Raw genomic sequence first — 26,806 nt, 5'->3', positions numbered from 1 at the left:
TACTTTGGGTACATTTTAATTTATGCTTTATTTCTATTGGCAATTTGTTTCCAAACAGAGCCTAATGCTTCATCCCCATTTTCAATTCTAGTGATTGCCATTTCTATTTGTAATTTGACTTCATAAGCTGAATCATCTGCATGTTCACGTAAAGCTGGTAACTGTTCAGGTCCAGCTTCATCGAACATAAACATGGCAGCTCTCCATCTGACAATTTTATGTGGATCGCTTAACGCTTTTTCCATTTCAGGTAAGGCTTGTTTAAAACCTAAATCACTTAAGCAGTCTCCAGCTGTTCTTCTTACGCCAGGGCTTTTATCGTGTAACCCTTTATATAAGTAAGGCAACACAACTTCATCTTCAATCATTCCAAGCAATATGACAGCTTCCCGTCTTAAAGGTGTTTTCTGCGCTTCACTGACAACGTCGCCTAACAATGGTAAGTCTTCGATAGTGGGCGTTGGGAATGATTTTAACATTCTTAAGCGTTCTTTCCAATTTTCAGTTGCTTGATAGTCTTCTAATGAGACATGTTTATATTTTGTTTCTGGAATAATTATATCAGTTGCTAAAGCTTCATCCACACGTTGCTTTAATTGCTCTTTAGGATACATAGCTGTAACTTCCTCTAACATATCTTCTAAAACTTCATCCATTTCGCCGTACCGTATGCCTAAATCTTCCCATTTACGTTGAAATATCACGTTGTCATTATCTTTTTGAGCAGCTAACATGCTATCAACATAAATTTCAGGCAATTGTTTGCGTTTTTCTTCTGAACTTGTTGTTAGTTTAATCTGATATGGAATACCTTTGAATTTTAATACTTCTGCCTTTATCTCACCAAAATGTTCATCTGGAAGCTGCTCAGCAGAGGTGGTTTCTTCATCATTTAAAGTTGCTGTTACTTTAGGTAATACTTCTTCCCAATCGAATTTTGGTTTTTTATCGACTGCTAAAAAATCCATTACATGAAATATAGATTTAACACCATCAATCGCTAATACATCATTGATAAAATCAGGTTGCCCTTCATTAATTGATGTATAAGTATTAGATTGGTTGTCTTCCCTTTTTTTAGTCAATACAATTTTCATCGTATTGGGGCTTGGCGTAGGTTCCACACGTACAATTTCCATTAAGGCACCCTCCCTATCTTATATTTCTTCTAGTGCTGTTGTGATATTAGGTAGGATTTGATCCCACTCAGCATCTGATTGTTTATCTACAGAAATAAAATTCATCGCTTGAAATATCGACTTAACACCTTCTACTTTTAGTACTGCATTGATAAAATCAGGTTGATCTTCTTTCACCTTAGTATACGTATTTGGTTTATTGTCCCCGCTTTCTAACTTTAAATCGATTTTCATTGTGTTTGGATTTGGTGTAGTTGCTACATTTAAAATTTCCATTATAGATTCTCCTCCTTATTGTAATTCATTACCAATTTGTTTTATTTGTTTTCCAACAGAACATTCATTTATACAGAAATGATGTGCTTGTGTCTTACCTTTTGTATTTTTGATATGACGTTTTAACAAGCACGTTTTACAATATGTGTTCATCAATTGATCAATTGCATCAATCGCCTCTTTTTCAGAATAGGTTAGAATACGCTTCACTCTCCTGTATTGCTAAAAATGAAATATAAGTACCAAATAAATCATAAAATTAAGATTTGAGACTTGTTGACATTATATCATTTGTAACAACGATTGTTTAATCATTAATTTGTAATTCTAACTATTAATAAAACGTTAAATATTCAATTATAAATAGAACTTGATTTTTTTGTTTTTTCTAGTAAAATAATGTAGTTGCTTATTTTGCGGTTTCTAAACACCCGCATCATCAAAATTTAGGAGGAATAAAATTGTTTAATGAAATATTTGGAGTTATTACCTTTTTAGTAACTTTTTTGTTATTGGTGGCTATGTATCGATTATTTGGTAAACATGGCTTAATTGCATGGATTGCAATTGGAACAATTATTGCCAATATTCAAGTTATTAAAACAATCGATATTTTTACTATTTCGGCCACACTAGGAAATGTGATGTTTGCTTCAATTTATTTAGCAACTGATATTTTAAATGATATATATGGTCGTAAAATTGCTAAACGTGCAGTTTGGTTAGGTTTTAGTTCAACCTTAGTAATGATTATAGTAATGCAATTTTCACTTCATTTTGTACCTTCCCCAGTAGATAATACACAAAATGCATTAGAATCCATTTTTAATATTGTTCCAAGAATTGCTTTAGGCTCTGTTATTGCGTATATTATTGGTCAGCATTTGGATGTTTTACTATTTTCAATAATTAAAAAGGTTTTTAGTTCTGACAAAACGTTTATTATAAGAGCCTATGGTAGTACGATTTTAAGTAATATTGTAGATACAGCATTATTTGTTATTATAGCCTTTTTTGGCGCAATGCCAAATGAAGCAGTATTTGAAATCTTTATAACAACTTACTTACTAAAAATCATTTCTACCGTATTCAACGTTCCTTTTGGCTACTGGGCAAAATCTATGTATAGAAAAGGAAAAATACAAAAATTAGATGAGGGTTATTAATCACTCAATATCATTTCTTAAAGATAATCAATAAAACAAACCACAGCCACAAATATTCATACGTCAATATGCAGTATAAAACGCATTTCCATTTTAATGGAAATGCGTTTTATACTTAAAATCTTCAGATTTTGTATTTATATGCTTGTTTATGGTTACCATTCGAGCGAAAATTTCTCATTCATACTTTTCATTGGGTATAAGTTTATTACGGAAGCAGTATGATTATATAAATATAGATAAAAAATAAGACACTTCCTTGTAATAAAATCACAATCAAATAAATTGAATAACTAGGTGCCTGATGGATAAAAAGGATATTTAAAAAATTTATACGTAGATACACATTTGCCATCTTCAGATCTTGAAACAAAGACTTATGGTTTGACGGCTCAGTTTTCATATTTAATAGAGTTATAAAATTTCGATAATTTTATCTTTTAAGAAATTAAAAGAGTTATAACCTTCTGTAGCTAAAAAATGGCCATTATGATTGACATAAGTCGTTTTGACATTTAATTGTTCAGATAATCTATCTGTTGCATCGATATTAACCACAGGGTCATTTATTGCGCCGATAGTAACAATATGTTGTGCATGCAAGTTATTTAAATTAATATTGATGCAATCTATATATTGATTTAATTCTATTAAATTCGATAATTTTTCATTAAAACCAGAAACGAGAAAAAGCCCTTTGATTGTTGGGACGTTAAGCATAGAAGTTAAATAATTTAACGTTGAAATAACACCTAAACTATGAGCCACTATAATCGTTTCTGAATTTAAATTATTTTGCATACTGTTTTGAATAGCCTGGTACCACGCCTCAAAAGAAGGACAATCTGAATCTGGAAGATATACGATTTCCACATTGTAACCATAGGGCTTCATTTGATCCGCTAACCATTGAAACCAATGGCTTTCTGTATTAGCTTGATAACCATGTACAATAAACATATTTTTCACTTTAATCACCTTTTTAAGTTATTTAGCTATGTATATATTTGTTAACTCTCATAGCTTACGTTATTTTAATCTATTTTTTCAAGAAAAATACCCGCCCTTTATTAGTCTAAATCGTATTCGTTTGTTAATATAAAATTAACTTTTATATTTGAAGGTGAATTTATGGCAAAAATATATTTTGACGCAGCTACTGCAGGAAATCCTGGACAAAGTGCATGCGCAGTAGTATTGGTTACTGAACACGAAAGAATTCATTTTGATTTTGATTTAGGTATAACAGATAACCATAGTGCGGAATGGGCATCTTTCGTATATGCATTAAAATGTGCAAAAGCACATTATATTACTACAGCGCTTGTCTATACAGATTCAAAATTAATAGAAGATAGTATGAACAAAGGACAAGTAAAAAACAAAAAATTCAAGCACTATTTTGACCAAATTCAAGCATTAGAAACAAATTTTGATTTGTTGTTTGTGAGATGGGTTCCAAGAAACCAAAATAAAGAAGCAAATCATCATGCTAAAAATGCATTATATAAAATCACCCAAACTAATAAGAAGAAGCTGAGACATAAATAAACATGTCTCAGCTTCCATCACATATGGACAGTAAATGGCTTGGATAAAAACGCATAAACTCATTTCTAAATGACTATTTTTTATTTGTGAAAACGAATAATACTTACGCGAGTGCTTTGAATGTTGTACATTTTCTTCATACATTAACGGTAAGTAAATATAATCCTTGGTTCATATCATTTTTTGCTTTAGCATCGTATATACACGAGATTGACTCAAATCATTATATCGATACTTCTTAACTTGGATCCGTTTTTAAGTCGGACGAATCAAAAATGTAATAATAAAGATTAGATCACTACGCTATACTTCAACCTGTATTAATTAAAATGTGTCGATAAATATTTGCCAGATACGTATAGTTCGTGCTGTTTACAAATATTTAGCACCTCTGCTAAATCAGTACCAAATTTCATATCACTTAATAACTCATTTGTATTTAATGGCACTTCGGTATGAATTTTCGCCAAATTCTTTGATAATTTTAAGTTATATATATTGTCTTCAATTTTTTTACGTTGGCTAGGCGTTAATTCGTGTAGTGCATCTAAAACTGCTTCAACAGAACCATGTTTTTGAATGAGCTTTATAGCAGTTTTTTCTCCAATTCCTTTAACGCCAGGATAGCCATCAGCACTATCCCCCATAAATGCTTTGACATCAATTAGTTGCAATGGGTTTAACCCATATTCACTTTGAAACCGATCCAGCGTGTAGCGATTGTAAATATTAAATCCTTTTTTAGTGAGCCATATTTCTACATTTGGATTAATGCATTGTAGGATATCTTTATCTCCGGTAACTACATAAATCTGGTTTTGATCTGAATATTGATGAGTTAATGTACCTATAACATCATCCGCTTCATAGTTTTGAACCCCGATATTTACAAAACCGAATTGTTTTGAAATTTCTTTAACATAATCAAACTGAGGAATCAGTTCTGTAGGTGGTGCTGGGCGATTTTGTTTATAACCATCATACATATCATTTCTAAAAGTAGATTTTCCCATATCCCAACATACAGCTACATGTGAAGGTTGAATTTCATTTATTGCTGTGAATACATGGCGAACAAATCCTTGAACACCATTTGTAGGAGTGCCATAAGAATTACGCATAAATTGTTTATGCAAACTTGTGGCATAAAAGTGGCGGAATAATAAAGCCATGCCATCTATTAATAATATTTTTTTAGACATTGTGAGTACCTCTTTCTCAATTTACAATTGTGCTTTTAATTTATGGTTGGTTTCTTGAAGCTGTTGAATTAATGTGTTGTCCATTTCAAATGATAATAGTTGTTTAATTTGTGAATGGATATCTTTTTCGTAGTGGGTGAATTTCTTCTCAATATCTTGGTTTAAGATATCTATAATCTCTATGAGTCCTTTTCTTAAATCAGCAATACATGGTTTGAGCAATTCTATTGTATTTTGAGTAATTGCTCTTTGGATTTCATTCTGTGTTTTAGATTGTATTATATTTTTTTTCGTAAGTGTTTTAGGTAAAGATGAAATCATTTCACTTAATTCAATTTTTAGATAAGGGTTTTCTAAATCGATATTGGATTTATTAAATTCAGGCTCAATAAATACATGTACCTGTGCTAATTTTTGTTTTAAAGGGGCAAGTTCTTCATGTATTTGTTGGATAAAATATTTTTTAACACGTTCAACGAGTAAAGATTGCTCTAGATATAACCTTTGATGAATTTGATCTAAATATGATTTTGTAGATTTACGTTTCTGTTCATTAAAATTATTACTTCGAGTCATTTGACCATTATAAATGGATTTAACTTCGTCCAATAATTGTATTTTTAAGCGTTCATTTAAATGATAAATTTGATCTTCCACTTCATTTGCAGCACGTTGTTCAGCAATTTGTAAGATATTAGAATTCATTATCGTTTGATTTTGATAATTTTCAAGTTTGCTTTTGCGTTGCTTGATTTGAGTTTGATTGTGTTGTGCTTCTTCAATCATTTGGTCAAATGCTTTTGAAATGTGTGTTAGTTGTTTGACCATTTGTTGTTGTAAGATACCTTTTGATGCCACTTCTGTAAAATATGTTACGCTACTTTTTAATTTTTCAATACCTGAATCACCATTTTTCAGGCCTTCTCGGCTAGAAACAGCAAAAATATCAGAATGCATATTCACTTGGTTAAGCGCATCACTTACATATTCAATAACAGCGTTTAGATCCTCTTCAGTTTCTGCTAAATCAGTGGCATTTACCACCATCTTAAAGGCCTGATTTTCATTTAATTGATTCATTTCTTTCATATGTTCAATGAAACGTTTGTCATTTTCCGTGAAAGAATGATTAAAATAACTCACGTAAAGTATTAAATCAGAAGAAGTCAAAATCTTTTCTGTTTCGTTTGTGTGACGTTGATTATTAGAATGTAAACCGAGTGAATCTACAATGATTTTGTCTTTTAACCATTCTAAAGGTAATTTCAAATGAACGGTATTCACAAATGTTGCGAATTCATCTTCTGCACTCCACTTTTTAATTTCATCTTGATTGATTGCGTGCGTCAGACCTTCTTTTAACATATCTTGATACATTGCATAGTGCTTTTCAATGGCGTTGATAAAGGCTAATTTATTTTTTTCTAATGAAGATGTTAGCTTATTTGTATTTTGTTTAAAAAATGATTCGATTGTGTCGAAACTTCGGTTATCAACTTCAAATAATTGATTTAGTTCTTCTAGGATTTGCGCTTCGGGCTTAAGTGTAATTTGACTTTCATCACCATAGCTTAATTCTGTCATTGCTGCTGTCGTAGGGTTTGGAGAACTTACAAGATACGTCCCTCCCAGAAGTGCATTAATTAAACTGCTTTTTCCAGCGCTAAACGTGCCAAAAACACCAATTTTAACTGTTTGATTATCAAGCCGTTCCAATGTATTATGAATGTCTTCTTTTGTTTGTTCAAACAGTGGTATATCCTTAATTAATTTTAAAGAAGATCTAATGTCTTGTGTTGATGGTTGATCGTTTGAAGCGACATTCATTTTCACATTGTTACGTTTTTTAGTTTCTGATTGCTGTGGTTTGGGCTGATAGGTGATCTTTTCTCTATCTATCAACTTGTCTAATGAATCATCAATATGGATGTAGTAATGCATATAATTTTGCGTTTCTAAGGAGTCTCTTAAATTACGCATTTCAATAAATTTTACATAATCATTGTAATCATCTTCTTGCTCAATACCGATATCATTGGCTTGAGAATGGTGGATTGCTTCTTTAAATAATGGTTCCGTTTCTTTAGAGATAAACTGTTTAATAGATTTCATTAAGTCGTCTGAAAAAGTTAATACATACTGGTTACTAATTGAAATCTGCATTTGATATAAGTCATCTATAAGTTTAGATGGTATAGTATAATGTTGATTTAAAATCGCGTCGTTCACTTTTGAAGCATTGATAAATCTAGTTAAAAATGACATGTCTTCTCTTAAAGGTTGACGTATTTCTTGATTAACTTTTTCTTGTAATTGTTCAAGAAGCACTTGGCGTCTAATTTGTTGTGTTTCTAAAGTCTTTTTCTTTTTATTAAATATGCCACCTACTTTAAAATCTTTTGTGCGGCTTTCCAAATAAGTCCTTATCTTTTCTCTAGTGTCATGTGTCATTACATACGCATTATCCAAGATAGCTTTGCGTTTTTGTTTCAAGAAGTCGTATAGTTTATCTGGATTATTTAATAATTTGGCTTCTTCGCTAACTTGTTGATGCTGTTGAAAATTTAAATATGCTTGGTCAAAATCTTCTTCAAAAATATCAAGTTCTGTTAATATGTGTTGAATTTCATGTTGAATAAATGATAATTGTTCTTCTGTTATAAAATTAACAATACGATTGACATAATCTGACATTTGCTCTCTATCTTCATCTTTTTTAACGAGATAATCTGACAATGTTTGGATTTGGTTATGTTTATGATCAAATTTAGAAACATAAAAAGTTTGATCTAAATCAATGCCCCATTCGTTTATTGATTTTTCAACTCTTTCTTTAAATAAATCAAAAGGTATTTCGTCTTCGTTATGCTTATCGATTTGGTTAATTATAAAAACGACAGGAACACCTGCGTGGTTTAGTTGTTTCATAAATTGGAAATTCATTGCTGATTGGACATGATTATAGTCTACTGTATAGAACAATACATTGCTTGTATACATAAATTCTTCAGTGCTAGATTGATGCGTTGTGACGTTCGAATCTACACCTGGTGTATCTTGTAGCGTAAACCCTTTGTTAAACTTCTTGGATGGAAATTTAATTTCTACTGATTCCACATCTATATTTTCGCGGTTCATTTGTTTAACTTCATCATAACTATTTAATAATGTATACCTCTGATTAGTTAAGTTTGCGATTATGCCTGGTTCTTCAGCTACTGAAACAATAGCTGTATTACTAGTTGTTGGTACAGGTGAACTAGGTAGTATACTTTCTTCTAATAATAAATTAATTAATGTTGATTTACCTGCTGAAAAATGCCCTACGAAAGTCGCTGTATATTGTTCTAAAAACACTTTTTTAATAACTTGGTTTATAATATGGACAAGTCTATGATTTTTGGATTTTTCAACCTCTTTTTTTAATTTATATAAAATATCGAGTTGCTTCGTTTTAGACATAAGATTGTATCCCCTTTATTACTTTTATGTAATTATTTCTATTGTATAACAAATTAATGTGGGTCTAAAGTAAGTTTATGAAATTAGATTGTATTTAGTATTTCTTTGGCATACTGTGAAAATATATTTTATTACTGAAAAATATGCGCAATATATTATAAACTCCAAATTAAAAAATACCACCTAAAATGGTGGCATTTACATACCGAGAGAAAAATTAGATTGAAATGATGCCTCGTTTATTTATAAACGTTATTCATTTCCATCTCGGCTTATTAAAATTGGTGTTTGGTTTACTAATACCAATGTTGTCTTTTAAATAAAGTTTGGGATTTTTAGCGATATTAACTGCTACAGCAGCCACACTTTTTCTAGAAACTTCTGTCCCTTTAAATTGATCTGTTTTATGTGTGATTTCATAATCAATTTCGTTAGTATCTGTTAACCATGCTGGTCTTAAAATAGTATAATTAATATTTGAATTTTCTATGATATCGGCTGCTTTTCTGTAAACAGGTAAATAATCTCTAATCTGCTCATCGACCCACTGTCCAAATTCACCTGGAACTTCATTATATATACCTAAAGCAGCCACAAATATTAAACGGTCAACTTTATTTTGTTCCATTGCTTTAACAATATTGCTTGCTTCTTTGTCTAATTCTCCAGAAAGACTGGCAAAGACGATATCAACATCTTCCATCGCATGATTAACGTCTTCAAAATTTGTAGCATCGCCTTCACGTACTCTTATACGGTCTGATGCATAGTCAGGTAATCTATTCGCATCCCTTAAGAATAATCTCAATGTATAAGATGTGTTCTCTAAAAATGAATTAATAGCGGCTTTAGAAACAGCTCCATTTGCCCCTAATATTAATACTCTTGTCATAAAATCACTCCATTATTATATATGCTTTAAAAATAGCGAAATAAATTTTATTTTTTAATTATCTTGATAATATAATGTTTATTTTGAATCAACCGTTTTCTCTATCTCTTTTAACAATACTACAAATAAGCTATTTATACTAATAATATATTTGGTGTATTATTTTTTAAAAAAGAGTTAATAGCTTGTGCATTTTAAATGTATATATCGATTTAATATATTATAAAAAATCTCTAAGGGTAATTATACGAGCATTACCTTTAGAGAAATAATGAGTGTTTTTAATTGATTGCTGGGTTTTTATTTTTTTTGATCTTAATATATTGAGAAGTACTATAAATAATGATACCAACCCAAATAAAAATAAATGTAACAAATTGGTCCATACTAAATGGTTCTTTGAATAAGAAAACACCTAATATAAACATGATTGTAGGACCAACATATTGAATGAAACCAGTTAAAGAAAGTGGTATTCTTCGAGCACCTGCTGAAAATAGTATAAGCGGAATTGCAGTTATGGCACCTGAGAAAATCAACCAAAATGAAGAACTATTATACCCAAATGTTAGACTACCTTGTTGCCATATATACCATAAATATATAATCCCAGCTGGAGCAGTAACGATACATTCTATTGTAATACTGCTAATCGCATCTATAGGTACAATCTTTTTAATCAGGCCATATATACCAAATGAAAAAGCAAGTAGTAATGAAATGCCAGGAAATACTCCTACCTTAATAGTCATATATAATACACCAATTACTGCAAATCCAATAGCTATCCATTCGAATTTATTAAAACGTTCTTTTAAAAATATCAACGCTAGTAAAATACTTACAAGTGGGTTGATGTAATATCCTAAACTCGATTGTAACACGTGACCATTTGTAACTGCCCATATAAACGTCCCCCAATTAACCGTGATTACATAACCAGCTACAATTATAGCTACAAGTTGTATAGGGTTAGTTATCAGTTGTTGGACATCGCGTTTGAAAGGCGCGGTATTTTTAGTGAATACGACAACCAATAACATAAATATCATTGATAGTATGATCCGAAACGCTAATATTTCAAATGCGCCAATGTCTTCTATTAAATCCCAATATATAGGAAGGATCCCCCATAATATGTAGGCACTAAAAGCAAATAATATACCTTTTTTAAATTCACTATTCAACTGTGGCACCTCTTTCTAAAAATTAAAATGGTTTACTTTCTAGGTTTTTTATCACCCCAATATTGATAATATGTACATTCGATATAACCGTTGAATAATTTTCTTCTTTTAGTTGCTTTTTTATTAACTAAAAATTCGAATTCACTGTTACTTGTTAATATATATGATGATAAATAAGGATGTTGTTGCATTAACTTACCGATATAGCGATACATTGCTTCAACTTCTTCTCTGTCACCAATACGTTCACCATAAGGTGGATTACCAATTAATGCGATTGGTTCTTCTGATTCTATCGATAATGTATTAACATCTTTAACGCTAAAATTAATAATATCTGCTAAACCGACCTCTTCAGCATTTCTGCGAGCTATTTCTATCATTTCTGGATCAATATCGGACGCATAGATTTCTAATGGTCTATCGTAATTCGCTTGTTGATCTGCTTCATCTCGTAATTGGTCATATAATCCATCAGGCATGATCTCCCAAGTTTCTGAAACAAAGTCACGATTAAAGCCTGGCGCAATGTTTTGAGCAATTAGGCATGCTTCAATTGCGATTGTCCCGGAACCACAAAATGGATCAATTAGGGGTGTATCTCCAGTCCAATTTGCTAGTCTAATCAAACTAGCAGCAAGCGTTTCTTTAATTGGCGCTTCGCCCTGTGCCAACCTATAACCACGTTTATTCAACCCTGAGCCAGAAGTATCGATTGTGAGTAAGGCGCTATCTTTTAATAGTGAGACTTCAATCGGGTATTTAGCACCAGATTCATTTAACCAACCTTTTTCTTGATAAGTTTCTTTTAAACGTTCTACAATCGCTTTTTTGACGATTGCTTGGCAATCTGGAACACTAAACAATGTTGATTTAACACTACGGCCTTGTACTGGAAAATTCCCTTCTTTTTCAATTAATGTTTCCCAAGGTAATGCTTTCGTTTTCTCGAATAATTCATCGAATGTTTTAGCGTTAAATTGACCTACTACAATTTTTATTCTGTCTGCAGTACGCAACCATAAGTTACATTTAACTATTGCAGTTTCATCGCCTTCAAAAAAGATTTTGCCATTTTCCACAGTTGTTTCATAACCAAGCTCTTGAATTTCTTTTGAAACGATGGATTCTAATCCCATAGGGCATACAGCTAGTAATTGATACATTGTTTTGCTCCTTTTTTATATTGTTTTAATTATATTTTATCAAAAGTTATTTTAAATAGATATGACCATATTCTAGAGGTTATGATGTAACTTAATATCTTAGTCTCAAATATCTTTTTAACAGAAAATGATTGAATTAAAATTATGATTATTTCAAGTCTGTTCAATCACAATTATGACGTATTTGCCCACTTTGTGTAAGAAGTTTTTATTAGAAAGTTATAATTTATCTTAAATTCGTATTTTTAACAATTAAAAAAGCTCTCCTGTATGGGAGAGCTTGGGCCTAGTAATGATGTTTCTATAAGCCATGTTTTGTACCTTTGTACTGCCAACGTGTACTAGTTACACTCGTACGCCGGTGGTAACCATCTGTCTACATACTATAAAAAGTATGCCTTATTTATACGTTGAATTTCGTTAAATAAGTGCTCCTACCTAATTTGGATTGCTCACTCGAGGGGTTTACCGCGTTCCACCTTTTATATTTCTATAAAAGCTACGTCACTGTGGCACTTTCAAACTATTTTAACCGTATCCTAAGACTTAGGTTATTTCATCGCCGTCAACTTAATGCCTTGACTTATTGTTTCATCAAGCACGAACACTACAATCATCTCAGATTGTGTGAGCATGGACTTTCCTCTATATCGCTATAGCGATTACCCAAAACACCATCCTTAGTAGTATATCATTTTTAACATTTCAAAACAAATAAAATAAGATAAGTTTTGATTTTTCAAAACTTATCTTTATGTAGATACTACAAATCTACGTTGGTATATTCGTTTAAATTATAATGGTTGTATTACTTTCCAAACACAGCTTTTTCTAAGTTGGAAATTCTTTTTAAAATATCTACGTTGTTCCCATTATTGCTAGAATTGTTATTGACATTACCATTAGACGAAAAGTTTTTATTTTCTTGTGGTCTAGATGTGGCTACACGTAATCTCAATTCTTCAAGTTCTTTTTTTAGTTTATTATTTTCTTCAGAAAGTTTAACAACTTCATTATCTAAATCTGCCATCTTTTGATAATCAGCTATGATGTCGTCTAAGAAAGCATCTACTTCTTCCCTTCTATAGCCACGTGTCATAGTTTTTTCAAAATCTTTTTCATAAATATCTTTAGCTGATAATTTTAATGAAATATCTGACATATTTTCCCACCTCATTCGAAACTTTGTTCTTGAGACCACTGCAAATCGTTAATAAATTCCGTTAATTCATCGAACGAAACAATGTCACAAGTATAATTTGTTTTTTCCATAAAATCAACTAACATTTGCTTAAAGTATTTTGGACTGGCTTCTTGTTCCTCATCGTAAATGAGTAGCGATTGATCTGTATGATCGAGCATAAATTGATCTGTCTGTTTAAATTGATGTGGCCCTACATAAGTCGTGTGAAACACGCTATCTACAAAATCAGACTGTTGTACAATTCGGTTATATTTTGCTTGATTTTGTTCATTCCATTTATCAGTATGGCCATAAAATGGTGTAACGATACCAAGTTTGAGATCAGGATATGTTGCTTTCAAATTAATAACCACTTCAGCCGTCCATAATTCTATACCCATCTGTCCTTGTATTAATACCCATTCAAGTCCTTCTTCAATCAACTGTTTTAATTTATGAGCAATAAATTTTTTTAAATAAGAAACTTCAGGTGCGTCATCTTTAAAAATATTAAGTTCAAACGATTTATAACCTGTGACATAAATTGTTTTTATCATAAGTTGATATCACTTCTTTGTATATAACTTAAGTCATATTGTACAGCTTTCACTTTTTCAGTGAATAGCTTTCGGCTTGTTCTTTTGAAATGACATTCTACTGATAAAGCTTCAATGTTTGATATTAATAAATCAAATTTTCTCTTATTCATATAAGGTAATTGAAGCATTTTAGCTTCGTAAGCTTTTAATGAAACTAATAGTTCATCTATGTTTCTAGTGAATGGTACAACGTCTTTATAAAAGTCATAGTCTACGACATCTGCTTTGACAAATTCATATCTGTCTTGCATAACTTGTACATCATTTAATAGTTGGGTGAATAATTGTTGCATGAAGTTTCCTCCTACATACTAAATTTACCACAAATGAATTTAATAGTCATTTTTGAAATGCACACCTTACATTTATGTCATATATAAAGCATATTTAACGTCTAATATTGTTTAATTGAACAAAGCACGTTAAAATATACATGATGTATGTACAGATACATTGCTTTATATATCATAGTTTGGAAAAAAAGACAGTTTTCAGGTATAATGAAAAAAGTTTTTGAAACCAAATTAAAGTGGTGAAAAACGATGAATTATCCTAATGGGAAACCATTTTATGGAAATAAGTCTCAAGTCGGACGAACTCATAAGGAAGAAAAGGGTAAAATAAACTATGGTGGCAGAGGCATGTCACTAGAGAATGATATTGAATTATCAAACACCCACTATTTGAAACTCGGACAAGCTGTTATACATAAAAAGCCAACGCCGGTACAAATAGTAAACGTTCATTATCCTATGAGAAGTAAGGCAGTGATTAATGAGGCTTATTTCAGAACGCCTTCGACTACTGATTATAATGGTATTTATAACGGGCATTACTTAGATTTTGAAGCGAAGGAAACAAAAAATAAAACTTCCTTTCCATTAAATAACATGCATGAACATCAAGTGTTACATATGGATGCTTGTTTTGAACAAGGAGGTACAGTGTTTTTATTAATACGCTTTAAATTAATAGATGAAGTTTATTTATTGCCTTATAGCAAATTTAAATATTATTGGCATCGGTTTAAAAAAGAGATTAAAAAGTCGATTACGGTTGAAGAAATAAGAAAAAATGGTTACTATATTCCTTATCAGTATCAACCAAGATTGAATTACCTCAAAGCAGTTGATAAGTTGATATTAGATGAAAGTGAGGACCGCGTATGACGGAGAAGAAAAGGACTACGAATTCTAATAAGAATAGTAAGTCTGGAGAAAAAAAGAATAGGAATATAAAAAGAACAATTATCAAGATAATTGGATTTCTCATCATAGCATTTATTGTTCTAGCATTAATTGGTATTTTGTTATTTGCTTATTATGCTTGGAAAGCGCCTGCATTTACAGAATCAAAATTACAAGATCCAATTCCTGCTAAAATATACGATAAAGACGGTGATTTGATTAAAACCATTGATAATGGACAACGACGAGAACATGTTGATTTAGACGAAGTGCCTAAAAACATGAAAGCTGCAGTATTAGCAACTGAAGATAATCGTTTCTATGATCATGGTGCACTTGATTACAAACGTTTGTTTGGCGCCGTAGCTAAAAACTTTACAGGTGGATTTGGTTCAGAAGGTGCTTCAACGCTAACGCAACAAGTGGTTAAACGTTCGTTCTTAACGGATCAAAAATCAATTGCGCGTAAAGCTCAAGAAGCTTACTTATCGTATAGGCTCGAACAAGAATATAGTAAAGATGAAATTTTTGAAATGTATTTAAATAAAATTTACTATTCAGACGGTGTTTATGGTGTGAAAGCTGCAGCTAAGTATTACTTTGATAAAGATTTAAAAGATTTAAATTTAGCTGAACAAGCATATCTTGCTGGATTGCCGCAAGTTCCGAACACATATAATATTTATGATCATCCAGAAGCAGCAGAGTCGCGTAAAGACACTGTTTTATATTTAATGGAATATCATAATAGAATTTCTAAGAAAGAAAAAGAAGAAGCGCAAGACACCTCTATAGAAGATAACTTAGTTAACCGAAGTTCTGAAGAACGCAAAGTCAGCGAAGATAATTCAACTGAAGAATATGACTCATATATTAACTTCGTAAAATCAGAATTAATGAATAATAAGGAATTTAAAGGTAAAAACTTAGGCGAAGTTCTAAATAGTGGTGTTAAAATTTACACAAATATGGATAAAGATGTTCAACAAACTTTACAAGATCGTGTAAATAATGGTAGCTACTATAAAAATGAAGACCAACAAGTTGGTGCTTCTATCGTAGATAGTGAATCTGGTGGATTAGTTGCAGTATCTGGTGGTAGAAATTACAAAGATGTTGTTGATAGAAACTTGGCTACTGACGCGCACCCTACTGGTTCATCATTAAAACCGTTCTTAGCTTATGGCCCAGCTATAGAAAATATGAATTGGGCTACAAATCATGCTATCCAGGACGAAGAATCTTATCAAATAGATGGCGTGACATTTAGAAACTATGATATGGAAGGTCACGGAGAAGTTAAGTTATATGATGCCCTACGTCAAAGTTTCAATATACCAGCGTTAAAAACTTGGCAATCTACCAAAGAAAATGCTGGTAATGATGCACCAAAACAATTTGCTAACAATGTAGGTTTAGATTATGAAGGAGAGATTGGGCCTTCTGAAGTACTAGGTGGTTCATCATCAGAATTCTCCCCTACTCAATTAGCATCAGCATTTGCAGCTATTGCAAATGGCGGCGAATATAATAATGCGCATTCAATTAAAAAAGTAGAAAAAGAAAACGGAGAAGTAATTAATTATGATCACACTAGTAAAAAAGCGATGAAAAACTCTACTTCTTACATGCTAGCAGAGGTACTTAAAGGTACATTCGAAGCATATGGTTCTGCTTATGGTCATAATATTTCTGGTGTGAATGTTGGCGCCAAAACTGGTACAGGTACTTATGGTAACCAAACATATCAAGAGTACGGATTACCTGATGATGCCGCAAAAGACGTTTGGATGAATGGATTTACACCAAAATATAGTATGTCCGTTTGGATGGGATTCAATGAAGTTAAACAAGGTGGCGTCAACTCATTTGTTGGTCACGAAGAACAAGAATATCCACAATTTTTATTTGAAGATGTAATGAGTACAATTTCACCTAGAGATGGTCAAGACTTTACAAAACCTGATTCAGTAAATGGTGATAGTAAAGATAGTTTATCTGTTGCAGGTCATTCTGATGACAATACAACGAGCAAAAAACCACAAGGTCAAGGTGGAAGCAGCAGTAGTAACAGTAATAGTAACAGTGACTCATCATCCGATTCTAATAGAAATAGTTCGAGTAACGATTAATTAAATGTTTTGAGTGAAATAGTTATTAATATGAACTCATAACAATAAGAAGTGCTTGGGATACCCATCCCAAAATTTAGCCCCAAAAAGAATGCTTTAGTTAGAAAACTTTTTGGGGCTCATTTTATAGGCTCTATACTAAACAGGACTGATACAAAAATCAGTCCTGTTTTTTGGTAAAAAAAGCGTAGAAATCTGGTTCAGTGACAATACAAACTGACGTTTTTTTATGAGTTAGAGACATTTATGCTTCAGAGACCTCTCTTTTATTTTGGTGGTTATATAAAGCATACTTACGCATGAGCCAAGGGCTGCGTAACCATATTAATAGGTTAAGCGTCTACGTCTAAAATTTCTTTTACACACCTTTTATGGAGACAATTACTTTTATAGCAGTACGTTTATATTCTATTTAGTAACCAAAGCCATAACCAATCTTCGTCATCTACTCAGAAAAATGTGATTTCTGTCCCGTTCCCTTCTTTTTTTGACGAATTTGATACGAAGCATTCATTTTAATTAATTCTGATTTGAGTGTTTTCATTTGTCTATAGCCCATAAAATGATACTTCCGAGCAACCATATAATGATAACGCTCTTCAAAATTCATAGGCACAATAGGATAGGCGGATAAATGATTAAAGTCAATTGTATTAATACCATTGATTTGTAAAAAAAAAGTTTCAATCATATCAAAATATTGATCTAATAATGCTTTAGCTTGTGGTGATTTTAATTTTTTCTGTTTAGAAAATGCATCAATTTGTAATTCCATGTCTTTAAAGTCTTCTTTTGAAATCAATCAGTTCACACTTCTTTCAAACTTGCTTTATATCGTTTTTGTCCTTCTCTACATACATCAAATAATGGACATATATCACATTTAGGGCTGCGTGCTAGGCAGTGATAGCGTCCAAAGAAAATGAGCTGATGATGTGTTTTATTCCATCGCTCTCTTGGGACTACTTTACATAATTTATCTTCAACTTGTCTTACGTTGTCTTTCCATCTACATATACCTAATCGTTTAGATACACGTTCTACATGTGTATCCACAGCTAACGAAGGCTCATTAAAAGCTACACTCATAACTACGTTTGCTGTTTTACGCCCCACACCTGCTAGACTTTCAAGTTCAGCATGTGTCTCTGGGATAATGCCGTTAAATTTTTCTAACAATGATTGACATAGCTTTTGAATATTTTTAGCTTTATTTCTATATAAACCAATGGTGCGAAGGTCGTTTTCGAGTTCTGAAATATCAACATTAATATAATCTTCGGGGGTTTTATACTTTTTAAATAAATGTTTAGTCAGTTTATTTACTGAAACATCTGTAGTTTGTGCTGACAACAATACTGCAATGGTTAATTCAAATGGATTCTCATGTACAAGTTCACATTCTGCATCTGGAAACATATTTGAAATAACATCAATCATTTCTAATGCTTTTTTATTACTTATCATCTTGATTCTCCTCATTAAGCCAATCAAATTTAGGTATTTTTTTAATTGTGTGTTTCATTTTAGGTTGGTTAAATTGTCGGCTTATTTTTTTTGAATCTTCAATGGTTTTTACATTGTTCTTTTTCCAATTTAATAATATTCTATCAATATATTTAAAATTAAGTTTATTTTGACTTTGTGCTTCATCCAAAGCTGCTTGAATGATACTTAATTCATGTTTGTCTACATCCAACCATTGGTTTAAAGTCTCAATTTCGTATGGTGATAAAGGCCTACCGAATGCTTGCTCAATTTTTTGAAAAAGCGTGTTAAATTCAAGCTCAGATTGCTTGTGACTTTTATCTACATTAATTTGATCGATTATATCACTTAATTTATTATAAAATTGGTCGAGGTTCATATATTCAGTGAACTTACCTTCTTCATCTTTATTAACATTTAGTTCTAATAAGTCGTGCTGAATCAGACTTTGTATGATAGAAGTAGTTTCTCTTGAATCTAGTGATGTGCCTCTTTGTAAAGATTCAATGGGCGGCTGTTTATTCGTAGTTTCAGATGCGTAGATTAATTTAATTAGAATGACTAGTTCACGCTCATTGATACCTAACTCATTGTAGTGATCTAATAATTCTTTACGAATAACCACAGGCCTTGTTTTAAGTATATCTTTATCCAAATGATTTCCTCCTACCTATATAGTTGTTATAAAAACGTCCAGCCATAAATAGACTGGACGTAGTTAGTTTCATTGATTGTACTATGGATATAAACGGTTTAATAAACGAGGGAATGGCGCGGTTTCACGCACGTGTTCTACCCCTGATAACCATGCGACTGTTCTTTCAAGCCCTAATCCGAAACCACTATGTGGCACACTACCATAACGACGTAAGTCTAGGTAGTAACTATAGCTTTCCGGGTCTAATTCAAATTCATTGATACGTTGTTCTAGCAATGCAAGATCATTGATACGTTCTGAACCACCAATGATTTCACCATAACCCTCTGGCGCGATTAAATCAGCACAAAGGACTGTTTCTTCATTCTCTGGGTTTGGTTGCATATAGAAAGGCTTGATTTTTGTTGGATAGTTAGTGATAAATACAGGTAAATCATAATGATTTGCAATTGCAGTTTCATGGGGAGCGCCAAAGTCTTCACCCCATTCGATGTCATCAAAGCCTTGTTCTTTTAAGAATATAACTGCATCATCGTATGTGATACGTGGAAACGGTGTCGCGACTTTTTCAAGTTTAGATGTATCACGCTCTAATGCATTTAATTCTAATTTGCAATGATTTAAAACTGATTTAACAACATGTGACACATATTGCTCTTGAATCTCTAAACTTTCATTATGGTTACAAAATGCCATTTCTGGTTCAATCATCCAGAATTCAATTAAGTGACGACGTGTTTTTGATTTTTCCGCACGGAATGTTGGACCAAATGAAAATACTCTGCCATGTGCCATCGCAGCCGCTTCCATATATAGCTGTCCACTTTGTGATAAAAAGGCATCTTGATCAAAGTATTTGGTATGGAACAATTCGCTTGTGCCTTCAGGAGCACTTGCTGTTAATATTGGTGGATCAATCTTTGTAAAACCATTATTATTAAAGAATTCGTATGTTGCACGAATAATTTCATTTCTAATTTTCATAACCGCGTGTTGTTTCTTTGAACGTAACCATAGATGGCGGTGATCCATTAAAAATTCTGTACCATGATTTTTAGGTGTGATTGGATAATCGTGTGCTTCTGAAATGATTTCAATTGATTTAACTTGCATTTCATAGCCTAAATCAGAGCGGTTGTCTTCAGTGATAACACCAGTAATATACAGTGAAGATTCTTGCGTAATATCTTTAGCTGATTGGAAAGTATCTTCATCTACGTCAGCTTTGACCACAACGCCTTGCATAAAACCTGTGCCATCTCTTAATTGCAAGAATGCGATTTTACCGCTTGAACGTTTGTTTGTTAACCAAGCACCAATAGTTACTTCTTGGTTAATATAATGTTTTGCTTCTTTTATCGTTGTCTTCATAACTAAACTCCTAATTTTATTGTAATCTTCTTTTATTAATCCTTATATATTTTAACAAAATCAAGTTGCAAGTTCTAGTTGCGTGTATCAACTTTTAGCGGCGTTTTGTCTCTTTTTGTAACTTTTTAAGTAAACTTGAGAATTGTTTGATATCGCCTTTTCTTTGACGATAATTTTCTAATGATTGTTCAAAGAATTGTTTGTAGTTGCTTCGGATTAAACGATCATCGAAAGAGACTATAATACCCTTATCTTGTTCATTTCTTATTAACCTTCCTAAACCTTGCCTAAATCGAGTAACGGCATCCGGTAAAACAAAGTCTTTAAATGTTGAAGTAAATTCAGATTCCATTAACCAATATTTTGTATTGTTATGATTCATAAAAGGTAATTTTGTAATCATAACACATTTTATTCCGTTGGATTGGAAATCAAAGCCTTCAAAAAATGTGCCAGTACCTAATAGAATTGCTTTATCAAAACTATTAAATTGTTGTACAATTTTATAGTTTTGGTTTTGTTGCTGTGTTAATACGACATAATCTTCAAATTCAGGTAACTCATTTAATAATTCTTGTACCATGTGCATCATTTTGTAGCTTGTAAATAGTATTAAACATTTTGATTCAACGATAGTAGTATATTCAATAACGTAATTAACGATAGAACTCACATAATCGTCTATATTTTTATAGTTATATGACGCTACATCATTTGGTATAAAGACAGTTGTTTGATTCGGAGACACTGAAGAAGTATCAATTTCATAGGTGTTGAATGTTATATCTTTATTAAACCATTGTTTGAAATTTTCGAATGAGTGATTAAATGTTAATGTACCAGAGATAAAGGTTAAAGCGTTAAATTTATCTAATACTTGTTTGGTTAATATCTCTTTGACATCGTAATCTTTAACATTCAATTTTATTGTAGATTTTTGATGGATATTTTTAATTGATAAATAACTAATATGACTATTTTTTAAGCTATTTTCAATCGCTCTAAACCTATCAGTGATATATAATAGTTGCTTTCTAACTGTTTTAATTGTTTTGTGGCTCATACCATTGAAAAATTCTAATGTCATATTTAATTTATGAATAATAGAATGTAAATCATTCAAAATTGGAGTTACATCAAAATGATATACGAAATGAATTTTATGTGCGTCATCATCGTGAACTTCCGATTGTTGTATCATATGAAACATAGTGCTAAACAGTTGCTCATTTAAATCATGTATTTCATTAATATTCGTTTTTAAGCCAAAAACATCAATTGGAGGTATATCTAACTTTTCGAGGATACGTTGTTGCTCCAAATGGTCTATAGCTGCTAACAATTTTTCATTTTCAGTTTTACCAATCAGACCTAATTGATATTTAATATCAGCATAACTTAATTCGTTTGTGACTTGATTTAATGCGTAATCTGGTAATCTGTGTGCTTCATCTATAATACAATCATCGAATAATTGGTAAATTGTATTGTCGTGTGATGCGTGGATTAAATGAGCATGGTTGGTAATACCGATTTGAATATTTTGAGCATTGCGTTTAATAAAGTTGAAATAATTGATATCATTACGAACTGGCACATAAGTCTCTAATTTTTGTTCGTAATACATTTTTTGACCGCCTTTTAAGTCTAACTCTTGAATATCACCAGTATTAGTTTCTGTGATCCATATGAGTAATTGCATTTTTAAAATACTGACTTCATAATTATTAGACTCATCTTTTAAAATTTGGCTCATTAATCCCAAAGAAATATAATCTCGTTTACTTTTAATCAACGACGCATTTATTTTAAAATTTAAAGCTGATTTAATTGCTGGAATATCTTTTTCTAATAATTGATTTTGTAACAATTTTGTATTAGTTGAAATCATTACATGTTTGCCTGTTTCAATATTATACATGAGTGATGCAAGTAAATAAGCAAATGATTTACCACTGCCTAACGGTGCTTCTATCATTGCTTTTTCGCTATTCATCAATTGTTCTAATATAATTTCAGATAAATATAATTGTTGTGGCCGATAGGTCAAATTGAGTTTCTCTGTGAGGTCGGAATATAAATCTTTTAGTGTGCCATTAAAGTTTGCTGTTGGCGCTTTAAAATCTTTTTGTTTTTTGTAAATAATTTGTTCGAATTGTGTAAAATCGTCCTCTAATACATTATTTGTATGAGTTCTTGCCATTTCAAAAAGAATATCATGTAAATCATATTTTAAATTTTTACTTAGATAATATAGTTGTTTCAAAGTATCTATGTGCAATGCTTCAAATTTATTAAATGCCAAAATCATAAGCTGTGCAGTTGTAGCCGCATCTTCATCAGCGCGATGCGCATTGTTTAAAGCGATGCCGTGCGATTCAGCTAATTCACTCAACTGATAGCTTTTGTCTGTTGGAAAAGCTACTTTGAACAATTCCAAAGTATCTAACACTTTCTTTGGTCGATATTTAATATTACAATTTTTAAAAGATTTTTTGATAAAATTTAGATCGAAAGTTACATTGTGCGCTACAAAAATACAACCTTCAATTTGTTTATAAATATCTTCGGCAATTTCATGGAAATATGGTGATTGATCTAGCATTTCTTCTTCAATTGAAGTTAATGCCTGTATAAAAGGAGGAATTTCTAAATCTGTCTTAACCATAGAATGGTAGGTGCCAATGATTTTATTCTCACGCACAAAAGTAATTCCTATTTGAATGATCTCATCATAATCCAATTGATTACCTGTTGTTTCTAAATCAACAACAGCATAACAAAGTCGTGTCATATGCATTCCTCCTTTCTTTTATATTAAAGTTCAATATCCGCACTCATTAATTTATGATATTCTTTTTGGTTGTCAATAACGATAAGATAACCTTCGTCGTCAATATCGATTGCTTCTCCTTGAAATTGGTTTCCATTGTCAGTAAATTTTAGGGTTCTATTCCAAATATTCGAAGCTTCAATATACTCTTTTCGAATAGTAGAGAATGGTTGATTTAGAAATTGGTTATAACGTTTTTCGATTTGATGAATCAATACTTCTAATAATTGATAACGATGTATTTTTTGGTTAGCATGTATTCTCATACTTGTAGCTTTCTGTTGTAGCTCGCCTTGAAAATCATCAGGTAAATGATTCATATTGATGCCAATACCACATATAACTGCTTCTATACCATCACTATTAGCCACCATTTCAGTTAAAAAACCACATGCTTTTCTACCATCTATATAGATATCATTCGGCCATTTTATAGTTACTTTATCATTACAAAATCGTTGCATTGTATCTTTAATACCTAATGCCATAAACAAATTAAATTTAGTAATCATTTCAAATGATACTTTGGGACGCAAAACGATAGACATCCATAGCCCATTACCACGGGGTGAATCCCATGGTCTATTGAAACGCCCTTTACCGTTTGTTTGCTCGTCACTTAAAATCATAAAGGTCTCTGAATTCCCTACCAGTTTTTGTTTGGCTAATAATTGTGTGGAATCAATCTGTTCTAACACCTCGACATGGTTGAACATCGCTTGTGCATCAATTAAAGACTCTACAATCCCACTATACCATTTATCTGGGAGTTCAATTAAACAATGACCTTTGTGGTTAATAGATTCTATATCGCACCCTTCGCTTTTAAGTTGATCAATCACCTTTTTAACTGCTGTTCGAGATATAGAGAGATGTTCCGCAATAAATTGACCAGAAATATAATTGGATTGATGTTGATATAACAGTTGCATCACATATTTACTATATTTAGACATGCGTTTTCACCCACTTAATGAGTTCTGGTTTAATATTTTGGACGTCTCCATCTATAATGGCACACTCAATTTCTCTTAGCGCTGTCTTGATCCAAGGGCCACTTGGTTTATTTACGAGATTAAGCAAATCTTTACCATTTATGTCGATTTCTTTTCTAGATTGAATAGGGAGCTGATTAGCGATCTCTTTGACAGATTGTGCATTAACGATTAACGGTGAAACATTTGGCAAATTATTTTTGACGATTAACGTTGTAAAGGTTAATACATTTAATATGTCTTTTTGACTATAATCGTAAACAAATAATTTAAAATCCGATTTTGATTTAATGTTCGGTAACTGGGTCAATATGCTTTCTAACTTACCTATATGTTTTTTTTCGTTGTTACTTATTTTTAAGTCATTAAGATGACCTTTTACATTCGGTTGTTGTACTTTTAATAAAGCTATAAACAATGAAAATGGTACCGATTCATCTAAAATCATTTGCGATAAATCATAGTGCTTAAAAAATGGGATGTAGTTAAAAGCTTTAAAATATTGTAAATTTTGGAAACTACGATCGATATAGCGACCCGATGTTAATTTTTTAAGTTCAATAACAATACGTTCAATTGATAGATATTTAATATCACTGATATGTGATTTCATACCATGAAAAGTGTTCTTTTCTATTGTAAAACCTAGTTGTGCTTGGAAACGTAAGCCTCTTATGATTCTCAAAGCATCCTCATTAAATCGTTCGTGTGCATTTCCCACAGTTCTTATGATATGGTGATCGATATCTTGTTGACCACCAAAGTAGTCGAGGATATGGTAGTCTGCATCCATTGCTATAGCATTCATCGTAAAATCACGTCTTTTAACATCTTCGTATAACTCGCGAACGAAAAAAACTTCGTTAGGTCTACGGTGATCCTCATAGTCACCCTCTGCTCGGAAAGTTGTAACTTCGTAATGTTCGCCATTATAAACTACATTAATAGTGCCATGCTCTCTACCAATAGGGATTGTCTTTTCAAATATGGCTTCGATTTCTTCAGGCATCGCACTTGTAGTAATATCGATATCATGAATTGGTTTATGCATTAAAAAGTCTCTGACGGACCCACCAACAAAAAATGCTTGATATTCATTTGATTGTAAAGTTTTTAAAATAGGTTTTGCTTGTTCAAATATTGATTTAGTCATTATTATCCTCTAACATTTTTTTATAATAGTATTCATATTGGTCAGCGATTAAATCAGAAGAAAAGCGTTTTGCAACGTCTTCTAACATACGTTGTTGCATTTCGTTATACAATTTATCATTCGTTAGTAATTCCAATGCATATGTACTTGCCGTGTTACTATCTCCTACATCAACAATAAACCCTGTTTCTTTATGTTTGATGACTTCTTTGATGCCACCTGCTGTTGAACCAATAGGTAAGACACCTGACTTCATTGCTTCAAGTAACGTGAGGCCAAAGCTCTCTTTTTCACTTAATAATAACACTAAATCAGAAATCTGATAAAATTCACTTACCCAGTTTTGTTTACCTAAAAAAAGTACCGAATCTTCTATATTGAGTTCACGTGCTTTTTCTTTCATATCCATTAATTGCGGGCCATCACCTAAAAGAATAAGTTTTGAAGGTAACTGTTGATGTATCTTAGCAAACGTTTCAATAACTGTGTCAATGCGTTTGACAGTTCTAAAATTAGAAACATGGATAATCACTTTATCCTCAGGATTTATACCATAACACGCTTTTAATTCTAAATCTGCTTTGCTTGGTGTATCACCTTTTGTAGGAAACTCTTTTTCCCTAACGAAATTATAAATAGGAATAATTTCTTTATCAGTTTCAATGATATCTGTTGTTTGTTGTGCAAGTGATTTACTTACACTTGTAACAATGTCGCTACCTTCTATTCCAAACTTTATTGCATTTTTTAAAGAATGATCATAACCCAATACGGTAATATCAGTTCCATGTAGTGTTGTCATTATTTTAATGTCTTTACCAGACATGTGTTTAGCTAATATACCACAAACCGCATGTGGTACAGCATAATGCATATGTAATAGATCTAAATCATATTCGTTAATGACTTCAGCAATTTTTGTGCTTAAAGTGATATCATATGGCGCGTACTGAAACACTGCATATTGATTTACTTCAACTTGGTGAAATGTAATATTCGATAAAGGTTTGCGAATTCTAAAAGGTATATTTGATGTTATAAAATGGATATCATGACCTCTTTCCGCTAACTTGATACCCAATTCAGTTGCGATAATACCAGAACCACCCATAGATGGGTAACATGTAATGCCTATTTTCATAGGTGGAACACCCTTTCTTTGATTA

The 26,806-nt window shown here is 31.7% G+C and carries 24 protein-coding genes and 1 other RNA gene; 4 read left to right on the top strand and 21 right to left on the bottom strand.

Annotation, left to right across the window (positions count from 1 at the left end; genetic code table 11):
• Positions 1–20: 20 nt before the first annotated feature.
• From BJG89_RS07560 to BJG89_RS07550, 3 genes are read right to left on the bottom strand one after another with little or no spacing between them, the layout of a single operon-like run.
• Positions 21–1,139 carry a conserved virulence factor C family protein gene (locus BJG89_RS07560; RefSeq protein ID WP_096809708.1) on the bottom strand — a complete coding sequence of 373 codons (1,119 nt, stop codon included), beginning with the start codon at positions 1,137–1,139 and terminating at the stop codon, positions 21–23.
• A gap of 18 nt (positions 1,140–1,157) precedes the next feature.
• Positions 1,158–1,415, bottom strand: a complete 258-nt coding sequence (locus BJG89_RS07555) for a NifU N-terminal domain-containing protein (protein WP_096809706.1) — start codon at positions 1,413–1,415, stop codon at positions 1,158–1,160.
• A 15-nt stretch (positions 1,416–1,430) separates the two neighbouring features.
• Positions 1,431–1,625: a zinc-finger domain-containing protein gene (locus tag BJG89_RS07550; RefSeq protein ID WP_096809704.1), complete on the bottom strand. Its 195-nt coding sequence runs from the start codon at positions 1,623–1,625 to the stop codon at positions 1,431–1,433.
• A 251-nt stretch (positions 1,626–1,876) separates the two neighbouring features.
• Between BJG89_RS07550 and BJG89_RS07545 the strand changes: the two genes are divergently transcribed.
• On the top strand, positions 1,877–2,581 hold the full coding sequence (locus BJG89_RS07545) for a queuosine precursor transporter (protein ID WP_096809702.1): 705 nt from the start codon (positions 1,877–1,879) through the stop codon (positions 2,579–2,581).
• 414 nt (positions 2,582–2,995) lie between these two features.
• Here the strand turns inward: BJG89_RS07545 and BJG89_RS07540 are convergent, their stop codons facing one another.
• Positions 2,996–3,541, bottom strand: a complete 546-nt coding sequence (locus tag BJG89_RS07540) for an RBBP9/YdeN family alpha/beta hydrolase (RefSeq protein WP_242692935.1) — start codon at positions 3,539–3,541, stop codon at positions 2,996–2,998.
• A 171-nt stretch (positions 3,542–3,712) separates the two neighbouring features.
• Here BJG89_RS07540 and BJG89_RS07535 point away from each other — a divergent pair, with 171 nt between their 5' ends.
• Positions 3,713–4,132 (top strand): ribonuclease HI family protein, encoded by a 420-nt coding sequence (locus BJG89_RS07535; protein ID WP_096809698.1) that lies wholly within the window; start codon positions 3,713–3,715, stop codon positions 4,130–4,132.
• Positions 4,133–4,452: 320 nt separating this feature from the next.
• On the opposite strand, the gene BJG89_RS07530 is transcribed toward BJG89_RS07535, so the two are convergent.
• From BJG89_RS07530 to BJG89_RS07490, 9 genes are all read right to left on the bottom strand, one after another.
• Positions 4,453–5,334, bottom strand: coding sequence for a 5'-3' exonuclease (locus BJG89_RS07530; protein ID WP_096809696.1), 882 nt, complete (start codon positions 5,332–5,334; stop codon positions 4,453–4,455).
• Positions 5,335–5,355: 21 nt separating this feature from the next.
• A complete protein-coding gene (locus tag BJG89_RS07525; protein ID WP_096809693.1) occupies positions 5,356–8,796 on the bottom strand; it encodes a dynamin family protein in 3,441 nt (1,146 codons plus the stop codon).
• A 256-nt stretch (positions 8,797–9,052) separates the two neighbouring features.
• On the bottom strand, positions 9,053–9,688 hold the full coding sequence (locus BJG89_RS07520; RefSeq protein ID WP_096809691.1) for an SDR family oxidoreductase: 636 nt from the start codon (positions 9,686–9,688) through the stop codon (positions 9,053–9,055).
• A gap of 281 nt (positions 9,689–9,969) precedes the next feature.
• Positions 9,970–10,875: an EamA family transporter RarD gene (gene rarD, locus BJG89_RS07515; protein ID WP_096809689.1), complete on the bottom strand. Its 906-nt coding sequence runs from the start codon at positions 10,873–10,875 to the stop codon at positions 9,970–9,972.
• A gap of 32 nt (positions 10,876–10,907) precedes the next feature.
• Positions 10,908–12,041 carry a THUMP domain-containing class I SAM-dependent RNA methyltransferase gene (locus tag BJG89_RS07510; RefSeq protein WP_096809687.1) on the bottom strand — a complete coding sequence of 378 codons (1,134 nt, stop codon included), beginning with the start codon at positions 12,039–12,041 and terminating at the stop codon, positions 10,908–10,910.
• Positions 12,042–12,340: 299 nt separating this feature from the next.
• An RNA gene (rnpB, locus tag BJG89_RS07505) (RNase P RNA component class B) lies at positions 12,341–12,715 on the bottom strand.
• A gap of 134 nt (positions 12,716–12,849) precedes the next feature.
• Positions 12,850–13,203, bottom strand: a complete 354-nt coding sequence (gene gpsB, locus BJG89_RS07500; protein ID WP_096809685.1) for a cell division regulator GpsB — start codon at positions 13,201–13,203, stop codon at positions 12,850–12,852.
• A gap of 11 nt (positions 13,204–13,214) precedes the next feature.
• A complete protein-coding gene (locus tag BJG89_RS07495) occupies positions 13,215–13,781 on the bottom strand; it encodes an SLOG family protein (protein WP_096809683.1) in 567 nt (188 codons plus the stop codon).
• Positions 13,778–14,116 (bottom strand): DUF1798 family protein, encoded by a 339-nt coding sequence (locus BJG89_RS07490; protein ID WP_096809681.1) that lies wholly within the window; start codon positions 14,114–14,116, stop codon positions 13,778–13,780. Before BJG89_RS07490 ends, BJG89_RS07495 begins: the two co-directional genes overlap by 4 nt.
• Positions 14,117–14,365: 249 nt before the next feature.
• Here BJG89_RS07490 and recU point away from each other — a divergent pair, with 249 nt between their 5' ends.
• Entirely contained in the window at positions 14,366–14,992 is a 627-nt protein-coding gene (recU, locus tag BJG89_RS07485) for a Holliday junction resolvase RecU (protein WP_096809680.1), read from the top strand.
• The gene (locus BJG89_RS07480) at positions 14,989–17,142 is read left to right on the top strand and encodes a transglycosylase domain-containing protein (protein WP_096809678.1); all 2,154 of its coding nucleotides are present in this window, start codon (positions 14,989–14,991) and stop codon (positions 17,140–17,142) included. Before recU ends, BJG89_RS07480 begins: the two co-directional genes overlap by 4 nt.
• Before the next feature lie 445 nt (positions 17,143–17,587).
• Here the strand turns inward: BJG89_RS07480 and BJG89_RS07475 are convergent, their stop codons facing one another.
• The 8 genes from BJG89_RS07475 to bshA all read right to left on the bottom strand — a co-directional run bounded on the left by BJG89_RS07475 (position 17,588) and on the right by bshA (position 26,781).
• On the bottom strand, positions 17,588–17,944 hold the full coding sequence (locus tag BJG89_RS07475) for a YpoC family protein (RefSeq protein WP_096809676.1): 357 nt from the start codon (positions 17,942–17,944) through the stop codon (positions 17,588–17,590).
• A 5-nt stretch (positions 17,945–17,949) separates the two neighbouring features.
• Positions 17,950–18,609: an endonuclease III gene (gene nth, locus BJG89_RS07470; protein ID WP_096809674.1), complete on the bottom strand. Its 660-nt coding sequence runs from the start codon at positions 18,607–18,609 to the stop codon at positions 17,950–17,952.
• Entirely contained in the window at positions 18,599–19,285 is a 687-nt protein-coding gene (locus tag BJG89_RS07465; RefSeq protein ID WP_096809673.1) for a DnaD domain-containing protein, read from the bottom strand. The genes nth and BJG89_RS07465 overlap by 11 nt, the downstream gene beginning before the upstream one ends.
• 81 nt (positions 19,286–19,366) lie before the next feature.
• The gene (gene asnS, locus BJG89_RS07460) at positions 19,367–20,659 is read right to left on the bottom strand and encodes an asparagine--tRNA ligase (RefSeq protein ID WP_096809672.1); all 1,293 of its coding nucleotides are present in this window, start codon (positions 20,657–20,659) and stop codon (positions 19,367–19,369) included.
• A 94-nt stretch (positions 20,660–20,753) separates the two neighbouring features.
• Positions 20,754–23,453 (bottom strand): helicase C-terminal domain-containing protein, encoded by a 2,700-nt coding sequence (locus BJG89_RS07455; RefSeq protein ID WP_096809671.1) that lies wholly within the window; start codon positions 23,451–23,453, stop codon positions 20,754–20,756.
• Positions 23,454–23,476: 23 nt separating this feature from the next.
• Complete coding sequence (locus BJG89_RS07450) at positions 23,477–24,448, bottom strand: biotin--[acetyl-CoA-carboxylase] ligase (RefSeq protein WP_096809670.1); 972 nt, start codon at positions 24,446–24,448, stop codon at positions 23,477–23,479.
• Positions 24,441–25,640, bottom strand: coding sequence for a CCA tRNA nucleotidyltransferase (locus BJG89_RS07445; protein WP_096809669.1), 1,200 nt, complete (start codon positions 25,638–25,640; stop codon positions 24,441–24,443). Before BJG89_RS07445 ends, BJG89_RS07450 begins: the two co-directional genes overlap by 8 nt.
• Entirely contained in the window at positions 25,633–26,781 is a 1,149-nt protein-coding gene (gene bshA, locus BJG89_RS07440) for an N-acetyl-alpha-D-glucosaminyl L-malate synthase BshA (protein ID WP_096809668.1), read from the bottom strand. The genes BJG89_RS07445 and bshA overlap by 8 nt, the downstream gene beginning before the upstream one ends.
• Between the last annotated feature and the right edge of the window lie 25 nt (positions 26,782–26,806).

Origin of the sequence: Staphylococcus nepalensis (assembly GCF_002442935.1) — a bacterium.
In the GTDB taxonomy this organism is placed as follows: domain Bacteria; phylum Bacillota; class Bacilli; order Staphylococcales; family Staphylococcaceae; genus Staphylococcus; species Staphylococcus nepalensis.
This window is presented reverse-complemented; position numbering and strand designations above follow the sequence as displayed.